This is a genomic window from Nocardia sp. NPDC058519 (assembly GCF_042719755.1).
Classification (GTDB): Bacteria; Actinomycetota; Actinomycetes; order Mycobacteriales; family Mycobacteriaceae; genus Nocardia.
Genome location: NZ_JBHXNK010000013.1, coordinates 1 through 15862 on the forward strand (window position 1 = coordinate 1; position 15862 = coordinate 15862).

At 67.7% G+C, this 15862-nt stretch carries 19 protein-coding genes; 9 read left to right on the forward strand and 10 right to left on the reverse strand.

Annotation, left to right across the window (positions count from 1 at the left end; translation table 11 throughout):
• The 3 genes from ACFWPK_RS16290 to ACFWPK_RS16300 form a co-directional block, all read left to right on the forward strand.
• The coding region (locus ACFWPK_RS16290; protein ID WP_378916299.1) for a UDP-N-acetylmuramate dehydrogenase at positions 1-965 on the forward strand (965 nt) is incomplete at its 5' end.
• Between the two features lie 64 nt (positions 966-1029).
• Positions 1030-1557, forward strand: coding sequence for a DUF2505 domain-containing protein (locus ACFWPK_RS16295; protein ID WP_378916302.1), 528 nt, complete (start codon positions 1030-1032; stop codon positions 1555-1557).
• Positions 1558-1565: 8 nt separating this feature from the next.
• Positions 1566-2357: a class I SAM-dependent methyltransferase gene (locus ACFWPK_RS16300; protein WP_378916305.1), complete on the forward strand. Its 792-nt coding sequence runs from the start codon at positions 1566-1568 to the stop codon at positions 2355-2357.
• Here the strand turns inward: ACFWPK_RS16300 and ACFWPK_RS16305 are convergent.
• Positions 2343-2951 carry a hypothetical protein gene (locus tag ACFWPK_RS16305; protein ID WP_378916308.1) on the reverse strand — a complete coding sequence of 203 codons (609 nt, stop codon included), beginning with the start codon at positions 2949-2951 and terminating at the stop codon, positions 2343-2345. The two genes, ACFWPK_RS16300 and ACFWPK_RS16305, sit on opposite strands and share 15 nt — an antisense overlap.
• 105 nt (positions 2952-3056) lie before the next feature.
• Here ACFWPK_RS16305 and ACFWPK_RS16310 point away from each other — a divergent pair, with 105 nt between their 5' ends.
• Positions 3057-3791 carry a DUF2993 domain-containing protein gene (locus ACFWPK_RS16310; protein WP_378916311.1) on the forward strand — a complete coding sequence of 245 codons (735 nt, stop codon included), beginning with the start codon at positions 3057-3059 and terminating at the stop codon, positions 3789-3791.
• Positions 3792-3795: 4 nt separating this feature from the next.
• On the opposite strand, the gene deoC is transcribed toward ACFWPK_RS16310, so the two are convergent.
• Positions 3796-4461, reverse strand: a complete 666-nt coding sequence (gene deoC / locus ACFWPK_RS16315; protein ID WP_378916314.1) for a deoxyribose-phosphate aldolase — start codon at positions 4459-4461, stop codon at positions 3796-3798.
• A gap of 117 nt (positions 4462-4578) precedes the next feature.
• Between deoC and ACFWPK_RS16320 the strand changes: the two genes are divergently transcribed.
• Positions 4579-5106 (forward strand): GNAT family N-acetyltransferase, encoded by a 528-nt coding sequence (locus ACFWPK_RS16320; protein WP_378916316.1) that lies wholly within the window; start codon positions 4579-4581, stop codon positions 5104-5106.
• Position 5107: 1 nt separating this feature from the next.
• On the opposite strand, the gene purU is transcribed toward ACFWPK_RS16320, so the two are convergent.
• The 6 genes from purU to ACFWPK_RS16350 all read right to left on the reverse strand — a co-directional run bounded on the left by purU (position 5108) and on the right by ACFWPK_RS16350 (position 10041).
• Positions 5108-5998, reverse strand: a complete 891-nt coding sequence (gene purU / locus ACFWPK_RS16325; protein WP_378916318.1) for a formyltetrahydrofolate deformylase — start codon at positions 5996-5998, stop codon at positions 5108-5110.
• 20 nt (positions 5999-6018) lie between these two features.
• A complete protein-coding gene (locus ACFWPK_RS16330; RefSeq protein ID WP_378916320.1) occupies positions 6019-7071 on the reverse strand; it encodes an alpha/beta fold hydrolase in 1053 nt (350 codons plus the stop codon).
• Positions 7072-7146: 75 nt separating this feature from the next.
• Positions 7147-7437 (reverse strand): DUF2516 family protein, encoded by a 291-nt coding sequence (locus ACFWPK_RS16335; RefSeq protein ID WP_378916653.1) that lies wholly within the window; start codon positions 7435-7437, stop codon positions 7147-7149.
• An 81-nt stretch (positions 7438-7518) separates the two neighbouring features.
• The gene (locus ACFWPK_RS16340) at positions 7519-8172 is read right to left on the reverse strand and encodes a heparin-binding hemagglutinin (protein WP_378916322.1); all 654 of its coding nucleotides are present in this window, start codon (positions 8170-8172) and stop codon (positions 7519-7521) included.
• On the reverse strand, positions 8172-8618 hold the full coding sequence (locus tag ACFWPK_RS16345) for a helix-turn-helix domain-containing protein (RefSeq protein WP_378916325.1): 447 nt from the start codon (positions 8616-8618) through the stop codon (positions 8172-8174). The genes ACFWPK_RS16340 and ACFWPK_RS16345 overlap by 1 nt, the downstream gene beginning before the upstream one ends.
• Before the next feature lie 91 nt (positions 8619-8709).
• Entirely contained in the window at positions 8710-10041 is a 1332-nt protein-coding gene (locus tag ACFWPK_RS16350; protein WP_378916326.1) for a DUF445 domain-containing protein, read from the reverse strand.
• 262 nt (positions 10042-10303) lie between these two features.
• On the opposite strand from ACFWPK_RS16350, the gene ACFWPK_RS16355 reads away from it, so the two are divergent.
• The 4 genes from ACFWPK_RS16355 (at position 10304) to ACFWPK_RS16370 (ending at position 14490) form a co-directional block, all read left to right on the forward strand.
• Positions 10304-10990 (forward strand): TetR/AcrR family transcriptional regulator, encoded by a 687-nt coding sequence (locus ACFWPK_RS16355; protein WP_378916655.1) that lies wholly within the window; start codon positions 10304-10306, stop codon positions 10988-10990.
• Positions 10991-11148: 158 nt separating this feature from the next.
• The gene (locus ACFWPK_RS16360; RefSeq protein ID WP_378916657.1) at positions 11149-12579 is read left to right on the forward strand and encodes an ABC1 kinase family protein; all 1431 of its coding nucleotides are present in this window, start codon (positions 11149-11151) and stop codon (positions 12577-12579) included.
• Positions 12580-12604: 25 nt separating this feature from the next.
• Complete coding sequence (locus ACFWPK_RS16365; RefSeq protein ID WP_378916328.1) at positions 12605-13849, forward strand: saccharopine dehydrogenase family protein; 1245 nt, start codon at positions 12605-12607, stop codon at positions 13847-13849.
• 17 nt (positions 13850-13866) lie between these two features.
• A complete protein-coding gene (locus tag ACFWPK_RS16370) occupies positions 13867-14490 on the forward strand; it encodes a methyltransferase domain-containing protein (protein ID WP_378916330.1) in 624 nt (207 codons plus the stop codon).
• Here the strand turns inward: ACFWPK_RS16370 and ACFWPK_RS16375 are convergent.
• Both ACFWPK_RS16375 and ACFWPK_RS16380 read right to left on the reverse strand, forming a co-directional pair.
• Positions 14476-15039: a vitamin K epoxide reductase family protein gene (locus tag ACFWPK_RS16375; RefSeq protein ID WP_378916660.1), complete on the reverse strand. Its 564-nt coding sequence runs from the start codon at positions 15037-15039 to the stop codon at positions 14476-14478. The two genes, ACFWPK_RS16370 and ACFWPK_RS16375, sit on opposite strands and share 15 nt — an antisense overlap.
• Positions 15039-15800, reverse strand: a complete 762-nt coding sequence (locus tag ACFWPK_RS16380; protein WP_378916331.1) for a DsbA family protein — start codon at positions 15798-15800, stop codon at positions 15039-15041. Before ACFWPK_RS16380 ends, ACFWPK_RS16375 begins: the two co-directional genes overlap by 1 nt.
• Positions 15801-15862: the final 62 nt, after the last annotated feature.

The window sequence follows — 15862 nt, forward strand, 5'->3', positions numbered from 1 at the left end:
CCGAGGCGCTGGTGGCCACGGTGAAGGCCCTGGATGCGGCCGGTATCGCGGTCCTGCTGGTGGCGGGCGGGTCGAATCTGCTCATCGACGACGCGGGCTTCGACGGCGTGGCGGTCCGGATCGACACGACCGGTGTCGAGCTGGGGACCGACGGCGTGGTGGCCGAGGCGGGCGCGAACTGGGACGAGGTCGTCGCGGCGACCGTCGCAGCCGGGTTGGGCGGGCTGGAGTGCCTGTCCGGGATTCCGGGTTCGGCAGGTGCGACGCCGGTGCAGAACGTCGGCGCCTACGGGGTAGAGGTCGCGTCGCTGTTGCGCCGGGTGCGCCTGCTCGATCGCAAGACCGGGGACGTGCGCTGGGCCGAGCCCGCCGAACTCGGCTTCGGCTACCGGACCAGTGTGCTCAAGCACAGCGATGACGCCGTGGTCCTCGACGTCGAATTCGCGTTGGATCCGAGCGGGATGAGCGCGCCGGTGCGCTACGGCGAACTGGCGAAGGCGCTCGGCGCGGGCGACGGCGAAACCAGGCCGGTCGAGCAGGTGCGCGCGCAAGTGCTCAGCCTGCGCGCGGGCAAGGGCATGGTCCTGGACCCCGCCGATCACGACACCTGGAGTGCCGGTTCGTTCTTCACCAACCCGGTCGTCACCGAGGAGCAGCTGCCGCGGGTACTGGCCGCGATCGCCGCGCACGTCGGCGACGACGTCAAGGTGCCCACCTATCCCGCACCCGATGGCACCAAGCTCTCGGCGGGCTGGCTCATCGAACGAGCCGGTTTCGCGAAGGGCTTCCCCGGCGAAGCCGCCGCCGCGCGCCTGTCGACCAAGCACACCCTGGCCCTCACCAACCGCGGCACCGCGACCGCATCCGACATCGTCGCCCTGGCCCGCACGGTCCGCGCGGGCGTCCTGGATCGATTCGGCGTGACGCTGGAACCGGAACCCGTAACCGTCGGCATCGATTTATAGGACCGAGCACAGACAACCCACCTCTTACCTCCGCCCGCACCTCAACCACGTAACGTGTTCTGCCATGGCACGCAGACTGGACTACTCGGCCCGCTATCCCCTGCACACCACCGAAGAGCTGTACGCAGCCCTCCAGAGCAGGGACTACTGGGAAGCCCGCGTAGCCGAAATGCGCAAGTACGCCCCCAACAACGAAGTGGTCAGTCTCGACGTCACCGATGACAGCATCGAGGTGGTCCTGCACCACACCCTGCCCCGCGAGATGCTCCCCGAGATCGCCCAGACCGTGATGCGCAAAGACATGGTGATCACCCGCAAGGAGAGCTGGGGCCCCTTCGACCACGACGAGACCGAGGGCAAGTTCTCCGCCTCGATCCCCGCGGGCCCCGGCAGCCTCACCGGCACCATCCGCCTGTTCCCCACCGAAACCGGCGCCACCATGCGCTTCTCCCCCACCGCCAAGGTCTTCATCCCCATGGTCGGCCCGCGCCTGGAGCAGCTGATGCTGGTGAACCTGGTGGACCTGTTCCGCGCCGAGCAGGAAGAAACCCTGCGATACCTGGACAGTCAGACCGCCGACAAGTCGGTCTGACACCTCCGGTGAGCCGCAAGGCCCTCCCTCCGGTCGGCACCATCACCCGCGGCACCACCGGCGTCAACCGTCTGCGCCGCAGCGATCGCTGGCTCGTCAACGACGAACTCGTCAGCAAGACCCTGCGTGAATCCGCCACGCCCTTGGTTGTCGACCTCGGCTACGGCGCCGCTCCATGGACCACCTTCGAGCTGGCCGCCCGCTTGCGGACAGTTCGTCCCGACCTCGAGGTGGTCGGTCTCGAAATCGATCCGGCCCGCGTCGTCGAACCCCGCGACGGTGTTCGCTTCGCCCGTGGCGGCTTCGAGCTGGCGGGCCTGCGACCTACCTTGGTCCGCGCGTTCAACGTCCTGCGCCAATACCCCGAGGACGCGGTCCCCGACGCGTGGTCCCGGATCCAGTCCAATCTGGCCCCCGGCGGCCTGCTCGTCGACGGCACCTGCGACGAACTCGGCCGCCGCTGCGCCTGGGTGCTCCTCGACCGCCACCGCCCCCTCTCCCTGACCCTGGCCTGGGATCCCTTCACCGTGGACCGACCCTCCGACATCGCCGAGCGCCTGCCGAAGGCGTTGATCCACCGCAACATTCCCGGTGAACGTATCCACGCCCTACTCATCGCGGCCGACCAAGCCTGGGAGCGTTGCGCGGCCATGGCGCCGTACGGCCCCCGCATCCGCTGGCGCGAAGCAGCGCGGCTGTTGCGCGCCAACGGTTTCCCGCTGCGGCCCTATCACCGACGAATGCGCGACTGCGTGCTGTCGGTCCCCTGGGACGTAGTCGCCCCGTCAGACCCGGCTTAACGCCCGCCGTACCCGCGCCGACGCGCGCGGCGCCAATTGCTGCCCGCCCCACCAGATCTCGTCGGTATCGCACCGGTGGATGGCCACCGCGTCGGCCACCACCTCGTCCAGCGCCGACTGCGAGATCTCGGTCTCGGCCAGATCGAGGACCGTCCGCACCGGCGTCGTCACCAGAAACGGCCCGGCCGACTCCACATCCGCCGCGCAGAGCTTGCGCCGGGTCAGCACCAACCGCGGCGTGACGGGCGGGCGACCCGCCGACACCGACAGGTGCAGAAACCGCGGCTGCAATCTGCCGAGCCCGTGTAGTTCCGCCGCACTCTGATACGACACCGCCGCGGCACCGTCGAACCACGCCGCCCACATCGCGTACTCGTCCAGCGGCCCCACCCGCCACTGCCCCAGCCGCATCATCCCGACCCCGGCCCTGGTCACCGACCCGTCCCCCAAGGCCGCCCTGACCTGCGATTCGCAGCCGGTTCGCAATACCTGACGCGTGGTGAAAAAGCCCGCGTGCCGCCCGGCGAGGCGCCGCAGCACCCGCCACCGATGATCCGCTGTCCCCGCCACCCGGCGCGCGCCCTCGCCAGTCATGAGCCAAGGTTACGCCGGGTTCAGTGCGCCACGTCACATTTTGCTGTGAAGGCTTTCACCACGTCCTCAGAACAGACACAGAAAGTTCGGGAAGAATCCGATGCCATGACCACGCAAAAGCCCCCACGCCCCAGGATCGGTCGCCGCCCGCTGGTGATCGCGTTGGCCGTGGTCGCCGTCCTTCTCGTCGCGGCCATCGGCGGCACCGAAGCCTATGCCCGGCACAAGGTCTCACGCTGCATCAGCAGCGCGTTCGAGCAGCAGATGGGCTCTGGCATCGACGTGGGCTTCGGCCTGCGACCGATCCTGCTGTCCTATGTGGACGGCAAGGTCGGCTCGGTCACCGTCGACAGCGAGGACAACAAGTTCGGCCCCGCTGTCGGGATGGTGGTGCACGCGAAATTCAACGACATCGAACTGGTCGACCGCGGTCGCGGCGGCGGCACCATCGAGAGCTCGACCGCCGACGTGACCTGGAACAACGACGGCATCCGCGAGACGCTGGGCACCATGGTCAGCGGCGTGAGCTCCTCGGCGAGCACCGGCGTGCTGACCCTCGATGTGCTCGGCGGCCTCGCCCAGCTGGAGGTGCAACCGCTGGTCCACAACGGCAACGTCACGGTGGAAACGAAGTCGGCGCAGCTGCTGGGCATCGGCCTGCCCACCGCCCTCGTGCAGGGCATCGTCGAAACCTTCACCGAGAGCTTGCAGAGCTACCCGCTCGGCCTGAGCGCCCAGGAGGTGAAGGTCACCGATGACGGTGTGACAGTGCACCTTTCCGGCGGCAAGACCTCACTGGATGCCGACCCCTCCGGTCAGCAGACCGAGTTCACCTGCTGATCGCCTACTCTGGAAACCCGTCGAGCACCGCGGCGGATTTCGACAGCCCGAGCCGGGTGGCACCGGCCTCGATCATCGCGGCGGCGTCCTCGGCGGTGCGGATCCCACCACTGGCCTTCACCCCGAGCCGCCCGCCGACGGTCTCGGCCATCAACCGCACCGCGTGCACGCTCGCACCGCCCGCCGGATGAAAACCGGTGGAGGTCTTCACGAAATCGGCACCGGCCTGCTCGGCCGCCCGGCACGCGCCGACGATCGCCGCATCGGTGAGTGCGGCCGATTCGATGATCACCTTGAGCACGGCCCGATCCATGGTCGCCTCGCGCACGGTGATGATGTCGGCGAGCACGGCATTGAAATCACCGGCCAGCGCGGCGCCCACGTCGATCACCATGTCGACCTCGGCGGCGCCCTGCTCCACGGCCAGCCGCGCCTCGGCACCCTTCACCAGCGAATGGTGTTTGCCGGACGGGAAGCCCGCGACGGTGGCCACCACCAGCCCCGGCGCGCGCACCGGCAGCATCGAGGGCGAGAGGCAGATCGCGTACACCCCGAGCTTGCGCGCCTGGGCAATCAGCGCGTCGACCTCGGCCGGGGTGGCTTCCGGGGCGAGCAGGGTGTGGTCGATCATGTCGGCCACGGCGGCCCGGGTCAGCGGCGCGGAAGTCATTCGCCGAGCATCGCACACCCGCAGCGGCGTCCGGCAGCGAGGGCGACGACGTTTCCGCCGACATCGAGCGCCGCACATCATTGCGCTCATCTACCCAAATCCGGGAGACTTATGCCTGTGCTGATCCGTCGCGAGACCCCAGCGGACGCCGCGGCGATCGCCGCGATCCACCGAGCCGCCTTCGCCCCGCACTACGCGGACGATCCGGCCGTCACCGAACCACCCGAACCCGCCCTCGTCGAGACGCTACGCACCGACGAGTCGTGGATGCCGACCCTGTCGCTGGTCGCGCTCGAATACGACACCGTCGTGGGGCACATCTGTCTCACCAGAGCCGGTATCGGCCCGTTCCCGGTGCTCGCGCTCGGCCCGCTCGGCGTCGACCCGGAGCATCAGAAGTCCGGCGTCGGCTCGGCGCTGGTCCACGCCGCCCTCGGTGCCGCAGACGCCCTCGACGAATCGGTCGTCGGCCTGGTCGGTGAACCCGACTACTACGCCCGCTTCGGCTTCGTCCCAGGCCCGCGTCTCGGCGTCGTGCCCGACGTAGCCGAATGGGCGCCGTACTTCCAGGTGCGCCCGCTCACGGCCTACGACTCCGCCGTCACCGGCGAATTCCGTTACCCCGCACCGTTCTACGACCTGTAGATCACTCGAAGACGACCGTGCGCCGACCGTGCACGAGCACCCTGCCTTCGAGATGCCAGCGCAGCCCGCGCGCGAGCACGACCCGCTCGATGTCACGTCCTTGGCGCACCATGTCGCGCACATCATCGGCGTGATCGACCCGGATCACGTCCTGCTCGATGATGGGCCCCGCGTCCAGCTCGGCGGTGACGTAGTGGCAGGTCGCCCCGATCAGCTTCACCCCGCGCGCGTAGGCCTGGTGATAGGGCCGCGCGCCGACGAACGAGGGCAGGAAGCTGTGGTGGATATTGATCGCGCGCCCCGCCCAGTACTCGCACAGCTGGGCCGGGAGCACCTGCATGAAGCGGGCGAGCACCACCGCCTGGGGATCGTGGGAGTCGACGAGTTCGCGCACCTGCTCGAAGGCCGGACCGCGCTCGGCCGGGTCCTTCGGGAACGGCACGTAGTGGAACTTCACCCCGTGCGCCTCGGTCATGCCCGCGAGATCGGGATGATTGCCGATCACGGCCTCGATGGTCGCGGGCAGCTCACCGGCCTGCGCGCGGCCGAGCAGGTCGTGCAGGCAGTGCCCGTCCTTGCTGACCAGCAGCACCACCCGCCGCGGCGCCCCGGAATCGTGTAGCTGCCAGTCGGTCTCGGGACCGAACTCGGCGGCCACCTCGGCGAAGCGCTCCCGCAGCTCGTCGATCGAGAACGGCACCGTCGAGGCCTGCACGGCCTGCCGGGTGAAGAACCAGCCGATGTCACCGTCGGAGTGATACCCGGCCTCCACGATCGAGCCGCCGAATTCGGCGATGAACGAGGAGATCCGGGCGATGATGCCCGGCCGGTCCGGACACCCGAGGGTCAGCACGAACCGACGGTCGTCCGAGGTCACAGCGGTAGAACTCATCCGCCGATTCTCGCAGGCTGTCAGGCCGAGGCGCGCACGGGCTCACGGACGGCGGCGAGTACCTCGGCCACTTCGGCATTGAACAGGTCATAGCGTTCGACGTTGCCGAGGTGCCCGGTCGGCAGCACCTTGAACTCGGCGAGCGTGCCCGCTTCCCGCAGCAGCGCGGCCAGACGCTCGGCGTGAATCGCCGGTGTCATGTCGTCGCGGTCGCCGGCGAGCACGGTGGTCGGCACCGAGAAGTTCTTCGCGTCATCGCCGAGGTGCAGCGCGGCGAGCAGGTTCCCGTAGCGCGAACGCGTCATCATCGGACAGCCACGCACCACCGACAGCGCGTAGTCCAGCTTCTCGCGGGAGGTGTCGAGGGTCATCACCTGACGGGCGAAGATCCAGCGCACCGGCTTGATGGGCGGGAAGACCACCGGGGTGCCCAGGATCAGCTTGCCGAGCCAGTCCGGCGTCGGCATCGCGCGCCCACGCAGCAGCCGCAGCGGCTTGTTCAGGCCGGGGACCATGGTCGACACCTCGACCAGCGAGTGCGCGCCGGTATTGGTGAGGATCACCGCGGCGGCCTGTTCGGCGACGCGCTCGGGGTAGCGGCCCGCCCAGGCGATGAGCGTCATCCCGCCCATGCTGTGTCCGGCCAGTACCGCGCGCTGACCCGGCAGCAGGACGGCGTCGAGCACGTCACACAGGTCGTCGGCGAGCAGATCCGTGCTCGGGCGGGCGTATCCGTTGGTGCTCTCGCCGTGGCCGCGCTGGTCGTAGGCGACCACGCGGTACTCGCCGGCGAAGGCGTTGATCTGGGCGTTCCAGTATTCGAGGGAGCAGGTCCAGCCGTGGGCGAACACGATCACGGGCGCGTCGACCGGGCCGTAGGCGTGCACCCGCAACCGGGCACCGTCAGCCGTGATCACCGGGATCACGTCGTGCGGCATCCGCGGCGGATCGAAGGCCGCGATCCCGTGCGACCGGGTCCGCAGGTCGGCCCGGTGGGCCGCGAGGGTGGTCTTGACCACGGTGGACGCCTGATCGACCAGGTTCACCAGAGCCGTCGGCAACTTTGCGCGCATCAGCACACTCCTTTGTGTTACTGATAGATACAGTAACACCGTGTACCACTCACCCGCGAGCCCTCCGGGGGGCTGTTACCAGCGCGGGCCGCGCTGCACCTCGTCGACCTTCGGGCGCACGTCGGCCAGGTACACACCGGTCGCGATGATCGCGATGAACGACAGCAACCCCAGCCCACCGATGCCGATCAGCAGAAACACCAGCGCACCGCCGAGAATGGCCAGCCAGATCGGCTTGGTCATCTTGTCGACGGCGGTGAACGCATCCGAACGCTGGCGCACAGCGTGAATGAGCGCGAACACCGTCGCGCCGAGGGCGCCGATCCACAGGACCAGCAGAATCAGCGAGGTCATCCCATTCACCATGTTCACATCCCCATCATACGAACAGCGGCCCCGTACACACACGGTGTACGGGGCCGCTGTCAGCGGTGATGCGCGGAAGGCTTAGACCTTCTTCGGCGCGACCTTCTTGGCAGCCGGAGCGGCCTTCTTGGCAGCCGGAGCCTTCTTGGCGACGGGAGCCTTGGCCGGAGCGGGCTCCTCGGTGGTGACGGCGACGACCTCGGCCTCGACGACAGCCTCGACCTCGTCGGCCACAGCCTCGACCTCGGCCTTGCCGCGGCCCAGCAGGTCGTTGACCTTGGTCAGGGCGTCCTCGGCGCGAGCGGAGGCATCCTTGTACAGGGTCTCGACGCGGCCGATCTGCTCGTCGACGGCCTGGTTGGCACGCAGCCGGTCGACGGTCTCCTCACCGCGAACGGCGAGATCGGCGTAGATGTCGAGCGCCTGGCGGTAGTACTGCTCGGCCAGCTTGCGCAGCTCTTCGGGGGTGAACTTCTCGCGCAGCTCGGCGAGATCCTCCGGCAGCTCCGAGGGCAGGCCGGAGATGCGGTCGCGCAGGGTGTCGAACTGGGCCTGCACGTCGGCGGGCACGTTCGCGATGCGCTCGCGGGCCTCTTCGACGCGGGCCTTGGCATCGGTGGCGCCAACGCGGCCACGGACGTCGGCGACGACGTCGTTCACGGCGGCGTAGATGGCATCACCGGCGCCGACGGTGGCGAACAGCGGCTTGGTCACAGTGGCGGTCTTCTCGGTCATCAGTCTTCATTCTCCTGGTGTGGCGGAGTGTCAGTTGTCGTGAACGAAACGTCACTGTCTCGTTCGATCCCCCCTGAGCCGGCTTCTTCCCCGTTTTCCCGGCGAAACGACTCATAGATTTCCAGCAACACCTGTTTCTGCCGCTCGGACACCGAAGTGTCGGCGAGCAGGGCGTCGCGGACCGGGCTGTGCGGACGCTGTTCCAGAAATCCTGCCCGCACATACAACACCTCCGAGGAAACCCGCAGTGCCTTGGCGATCTGCGCGAGTACTTCGGCGGAGGGATTACGTAATCCGCGTTCGATTTGGCTCAGGTACGGATTACTTACCCCCGCCAGAGCGGCGAGCTGACGCAGGGACACCTGCGCACCTTCGCGCTGTGCCCTGATGAAACCTCCGATATCTTGAGCCGCGTGCGCTACACGACTCTCGGGTTGGTCTGTCATCGCTCACCTTCTGGCGTTGTAAGGCCAATACTAGAACAGGGTGCTAACTATTGCAAGCACTACAGTTAGCACCCGGTCGGCTAACCATCACTCAGTGGAACAGCAGCTGCGAGATCGTGTAGATGGCCAGGCCGGCGAGCGAGCCGACGACCGTGCCGTTGATCCTGATGAATTGCAGATCCCGACCGACCTGCAATTCGATCTTCCTGCTCGCCTCGTCGGCGTCCCAGCGCGCGACCGTGTCGGTCACCAATGTCGTGATCTCCGCGGAGTAGTTACCGACCAGATAGCGAGCACCGCGATCGATCCACCCGTCCACCTTGCCACGCATCGCCGGGTCGTCACGCAGGCGCTCGCCGAGCTGCTGCACATTTTCGGCCACCTTGCGCCGAAGGGTGGAATCGGGATCGTCGGCCGACTCCAAGATCAACCGCTTCGCCGCCCGCCAGGTGGCCTCGGCCATTCCGGTGATCTGCTCGCGGCCCATGATCTCGGCCTTGACCTTCTCCGCCTTGGCGATCATCGCGTCGTCGTGTTGCAGGTCCTCGGCGAAATCCTGCAGAAAGCGATCGGCGGCCCGGCGCAATTCATGATCGGGATCGGAGCGCACCTTCCAGGTGAACTCCACGAGCTCCCGATAAATTCGTTCGGAAAGCAAAGTATTGACGAATTTCGGCGCCCATTGCGGCGCATCGCGCACCACGATCCGGTCGATCGTCTCCTGTGAGCCCAGCGCCCACTGATGCGCGCGCTCGGCCAGCAGATCGATCAGCGGCCGCTGCCGGTTGTCGGCGATCATCTCCGAGAGCACCCGGCCCAGCGGCGGGCCCCACAGCGGTTCGGCGATCCGCTTGACGATGGTGTTGTCGATGATCTGCTCGACGTCCTCGTCGCGCAGGGTGTTCACCACCGCGGTCAGGATCGTCGCGCTCTCCTGCGCCACCCTGGCCGCGTGGGCCGGATCGGCCATCCACCGACCCACGCGCAGCGAGATCTGCGCCGAGTCCAAGCGGGCCGAGACCACGTCCGGAGCGAGGAAGTTGGTGCCGACGAAGGCGCCGAGACTCTCGCCGAGCTGGTCTTTCTTCTTGCGGATGATCGCGGTGTGCGGGATCGGCAGACCCAGCGGGTGTTTGAACAGCGCGGTGACCGCGAACCAGTCGGCCAGTGCGCCGACCATGCCCGCCTCCGAGGCCGCGCGGACATAGCCCACCCACTCGCCGCCGCCGCCACGCGATTCGAGCCAGCGGCACAGCAGGTAGATCACGCTGGCCACCACCAGGAAACTGGTCGCCAGCGCCTTCATCTTGAACAGGTCACGTTTTTTGCCCGCCTCGTCGGTCATCACCGCGAAGCCGGCGGGCTGTGCGGCGGGCTCGGTGCGCGGCGTGAGAACCGCCGTGTTGCCGGGAGATTTCTCCATAGCCCCCATTCTGCTGTGCGCGCGGCGAGTGCGCCGCCGTCAACCCCGCGTGGCGTCTCCCACGACACGGCGAACCGCGCGGTTTGTCGTACGCGCGCGTAAGCACCGCAGTGTGGTAAATGCCGCAACGTGGGCCAAAGGAGCGCCACCCCACACCGGCGCGCCTAAGCTGTTGGCTAGAGACGCCAACATCGATCACAAGGGGGCTGTTCTGTCCACCGAAGACCTTGTCGAGATCGGCGAGCAGTCGAGCCGAGCCAGTGTGCGCGGCGGCGGCCAAGCCGACGGCCGCAAACGTCGGTGGCGCCAGCACAAGATCGACCGTCGCGAGGAACTGGTCGACGGCACCCTCAACGCCATCCGCGCGCGGGGCAGCCAGGCGGGCATGGACGAGATCGCCACCGAGATCGGCGTGTCCAAGACCGTGCTGTACCGCTACTTCGCGGACAAGAACGACCTGGTCCACGCCACCATGCAGCGCTTCATCGAAACCACCCTGCTGCCCCGGGTGTACGGCGCGATCAGTCTCGACGCCGACGAATACCAACTGGTGCGCGCCGCGATGACCGAATACGTCGGCACCGTCGACGACGACCCCGAGGTCTACCGGTTCATCATGAGCAATTCCGCGGGCGACAAGTCCTCGCTCGCGGAGTTCGAGCGGCTGTTCGCCGAGGTGGTCACCACGGTGCTGGTCGACCGCGCGGGCAGCAAGGGCATGCGTACCGACGGCGCGCTGCTGTGGTCGTATGTGCTGGTCGGCGGCATCCAGCTGGCCACGCACTGGTGGACCACCACCGACAAGGCCATGCCGCGCCAGGACGTCATCGACTACCTCACGATGATGGCCTGGAGCGCGATCGAGGGCATCGCCAGGGCAGGCGGCTCGCCCGAGATCTTCACCGCGCAGCCACATCCCCTGCCCGAGATGCCGCAGCAGGAACCCTGACCAGCGTTTTCGCGCGTTCGAGGGAGCCGGGCTCGACAACTCCGCGCGGTTGGCTACGCTGAACCGAGCGGGGCGCTGTGGCTTGCGTCACCGCCGGTGGTCGTGTGACGCTGCGCGTCTACGCCGCCGCGCACGTCGGCACCAACGGAGGTACCTCGATGGCGAAGAACGTGCCGACTTCCCGGCTTGCCCGCGGGACGAAACTGGGGGCAGTCGCGGCGGGTTCGGTCATCCGCTCGAAGAAGACCAGGCTATCGATGCGTGGCCGCTCGGAGGCGGTGCGCGCGCGAATGGCGGAGGAGTCGATGATCCGCACCACCGAACAGGTGGTCATGGTGCTGGGCACCATGAAGGGCGTCGCCATGAAACTGGGTCAGATGATGTCGGTGCTCGATCTGGATCTGGTGCCCGAGAACCATCGCGAGCGGTTCCAGCAGCGCCTCGCCGTGCTGCGCAACGCGGCACCGACGGTGTCGTTCGAGTCGATGCGCACGGTGATCGAGCAGGATTTCGGTGCTCCGCTGGCGGAGATCTTCGCCGAATTCGATCCGGAGCCGATCGCCGCCGCCTCGATCGGCCAGGTGTACCGGGCCACCCTGCACGACGGCCGTGCTGTCGCGGTGAAGGTCCAGTACCCCGGGGTCGACGCCGCCGTCCGCGCGGATCTGAAGAACCTCACCATGTTTCGCCGGGTCCTGGCCTCGGCGATGCCGTGGATCACCCCGGCGGTGCTCGACGAGCTGAAACTCAATATGGAGAGCGAGCTCGACTACCGGGCCGAAGCCGCCACGCAGTCCGAGATCGCGCATCTGTATCGCGAGCACCCGTTCATCGTGGTGCCCGCCTCGGTGCCCGAGCTGTCGACCACCCGCGTGCTGGTCAGCGAGTTCATCGACGGCGACGGCTTCGACGAGATCCGGAAAATGCCCGCTGCGCTTCGCGATCGGGTCGGCGAGATCATCTACCGGTTCTATGTCGGCTCGCTGTTCAGCTTCAACGAGTTCTGTGGCGACCCGCATCCGGGCAATGTGCTGCTCGCGCGTGACGGCCGGGTCGCCTTCCTCGACTTCGGGCTGTTCAACCGCATGGACCCCAAGCTGGTCGGATTCGAGATCGAGTGCCTGCGCGCGGCCGCCGAGGATCGCGCCGAGGACCTGCGGCAGTTGATGATCGATCGCGGCGTGATCGATTCGCCCGAGGAGATCGGCGCCGAGGAATGCCTCGAATACGTGCTCGCCGCCTCGGAATGGTGTCTGGTCGATGAGGAACTCACCATCACCCCCGAACTGGCCAGCGGCGCGTTCCTGCTCGCCGTCGACCCGAGGGCCAGCGAGTTCACCGGCATGAAGCAGCAGAATCTGCCGCCGGAACACCTGTTCTCGCGCCGCGCCGACTTCCTCACCTTCGGCATGCTCGGCCAGCTCGACAGCACCAACAACTGGCATCTGGTCGCCAGGGAATGGCTCTACGGCGATCCGCCGGTCACCGAACTCGGTCTGGCCCACCGCGATTGGCTCAGCACCCACCCACCTAAACCGGTGAAGAAGACCCGCGCCCGCAAGGCGAGCGCAGCAGCCACCAAGCCCTGATCATCATCTTCTCGAAAGGCGCGCAATGCCGCAGCACCGTGAGTTCGACCTGATCCTGTTCGGCGCAACGGGTTTCGTCGGCAAACTCACCGCCGAATACCTGACCACCGCGGCCCCGGCCGGCGCCAAGATCGCCCTGGCAGGCCGCTCGGCGGACAAGCTCGCCGCCACCCGCGCCGAGCTGGGCCCGGTGGCCGCGAATTGGGAACTCGTCGTCGCCGATTCCAGCGACCCGGCATCGCTCGCGGCGATGGCCGAGCGCACCAAGGTCGTGGTCACCACGGTCGGCCCGTACCTGCGCTACGGCATGCCGCTGCTCGGCGCGTGCGCCGCGGCGGGCACCCACTACGCCGACCTCACCGGCGAGCCGCTGTTCATCCACGACGCCATCGAGAAGTACGAACAGACCGCGGTCGACTCGGGCGCCAAGATCGTGAACTCCTGTGGCTACGACTCGATTCCGTCGGATCTGAGCGTGTACGAGATCTACCGCGCCACCATCGCCGACGACACCGGCGAACTGGAGGACACCACCCTGGTCGCCTATCTCAAGGGCGGCATGAGCGGCGGCACCATCGATTCCGGGCGCGCCATGATGGAAGACATCGCGGCCGATTCCGCGCGCGGCAAGATCCTGGCGCACCCGTATTCGCTGAGCCCGGACCGCAGCATGGAACCCGATGTCGGCCGCCAGTCCGATCAGGCGCTGGCTCGTGCCGACAGCATCGACGCCAGCCTGGACGGCTGGGTCACCACGTTCGTGATGGCCTCGCACAACACCAAGGTCGTGCGCCGCACCAACGGCCTGCTCGGCTGGGCCTACGGCAAGCAGTTCCGCTACCGCGAGGTGATGAACGCGGGCACCTCGGCCGCCGCACCACTGGTCGCGGCGGGTATCGCGGGTGGCATCGTCGCCGGTATGGCCTCGGGTGCGGTCCTTTCGCGCGTTTCGCTCGGCCGCAAGCTGCTCGACCGGATCCTGCCCAAGCCGGGTACCGGGCCCAGCGAAAAGGCCCGCCGCAGTGGCTGGTTCACCATGAAGACCTTCGCCCGCACCAGCTCGGGCGCCAAGTACCAGGCCACCTTCTCCGGCACCGGCGACCCCGGCTACCAGGCCACTGCCGTGCTGCTCGGCCAGAGCGGCCTGAGCTTGGCCTTCGACACGCTGCCCGAGCGCGCGGGCGTGCTCACCCCCGCTTCCGCGATGGGCGAGGCGCTCACCGCGCGGCTGCGCGAGGCGGGCATGACCATCGAGGTCGCACGGCAGTGAATCTAGCTCGCAAGACCATGAACGCCCCGGCGCTGGCGGCGGTGTACGAGCACGCGTGGCGACCCACGCTGTTCTACCTCGCCAGCGGCCGCACCACCGGCACCGACCGCCGCGACGCGGTCGGTGCCCTGCGCCTGAGCGGCCCCATGAAGGTGCTCGATCTGGCATGCGGCCCAGGAAATTTCACCCGCTATCTCAGCGAGTACCTGAGCAAGGGCGGCTTCGTCACGGGCCTGGACTACTCGGCGCCGATGCTGGCCAAGGCCGCCGCCGACAACGCGAGCCCGCGGGTCGGCTACGTCCGCGGCGACGCCCGCACGCTGCCGTTCGCCGACGGAACCTTCGACGCCGTCTGCTGTTTCGGCGCCCTCTACCTGATCCCCGACCCGCTGGTCGCTACCCGCGAGATGATCCGTGTCCTCGCCCCCGGCGGCCGCATCGCGATCAGCACCAGCTACGCCGAGGACAATCTCTTCGGCTCGGCGAGCAGCCTGGCCGCGAGCCTGGGCGGCCTGCGTCTGTTCGACCGCGACATCTTCCCGAAGCTGTTCGCCCGGGCTGGCCTGACCGAAATCGACCAGCGCGTCCACCGTTTCATGCAATACGTGGATGCCACCAAGCCCTTTTCAGACCAGGCTTAGCCAATAGTCCTGGAACTTCAGGAACACCAGCAGCAGCACCACCGCGTAGAACACCACCACCAGGGTCCAGCGCCATTCGGCGAGGATCCCCATCGCGCCACGCGAGCGACCCCACAACTCCTGGGTGATCACCGCGAACAGCACCGGCACCGCCACCCACACCACCATGCAGTACGGGCACAGCGCGTTGATCCGGTACAGGCTCTGGAAGATCAGCCAGCACAACCCGGCGACACCGAGGACGGTTCCGAGCCACAGCCCGCCCCAGATCCAGCGCGGGAACCCGACGCCGACCACCGACAGGACGCCGAGGGTCACCACCACCGAGAACCCGACGACGCCGATCAGCGGGTTGGGGAAACCGAAGACCGCGGCCTGGTCGGTCTTCATGATCGACCCGCACGACAGCACCGAGTTGATGCTGCACGAGGTGACGTAGTCCGGGTCGACGAACAGCTTGAACCGTTCGACGGTGAGCGTGACCGACGCCAGCCAGCCCGCCAGCCCGGCGATCAACAGCAGCCAGGCCGAGCGGGCGGGGGCGGTGATCACTTGGCCGCGTCAGCGATCACGGAGGCCAGGCCGTTCTCGGTGAAGATCGCGTCGGACTGGTTCAGCTGACCGTTGATGTACACCGACGGCGTCGACTTCACACCACTCTGCAGCGTGGTCTGGGTGACCTGCTGGATGTAGTCGTTGTACGGCTTGTCGTTGATGCAGGTCGCCACGGCCGGATCGGTATACCCGGCGCCGGTGGCGATCTCGATGAGCTCGTCGTTGCTCAGGCCCGCGCCGCCCTCGGCGGGCTGCTTTTCGAACATGGTCTGCAACCAGCCCTGGTACTTGGTCGTATCGGACTTCGCCACGCAGAACGACGCGTTGGCCGCGCGCGAGGAGTACTGGTTGGTCGAGGCCTTGTCGAGGAAGGAGATGATCTGGTACTCGACGGCGGCGGTGCCGTCGGCGGCGGCCTTGGCCAGCGCCTGCCCGTTGGCGGCCTCGAACTGCTTGCAGGCCGGGCACTGCAGGTCGGCGACCACGCGAACCTTGACCTTGGCGTCGGGATTGCCGATCACGACCGTGCCGGTCTCGGTGATCGCCCCGCCCGTCGCGGGCACCTGCGCCGCCGAAATGGTCGTCGACTCCTTGTCGGAATCGGACTTGTTCACCGCGATACCGATCCCGATGGCCGCCACCAGCGCGACAAGCACCGCCGCGACACCGACCTGGATCGCGATCTTGCGCTTCTTGTCGGCCGCCTCGGCCGCCGCAAGCGGATTCTTGCCCGAGGGCCTCTTGCCCGTGCTCACCGTCGTCACACGCCTTTCGCTCGTTGGCTCCCCACCGGGAACATCATGCGGGCCGAACCTGA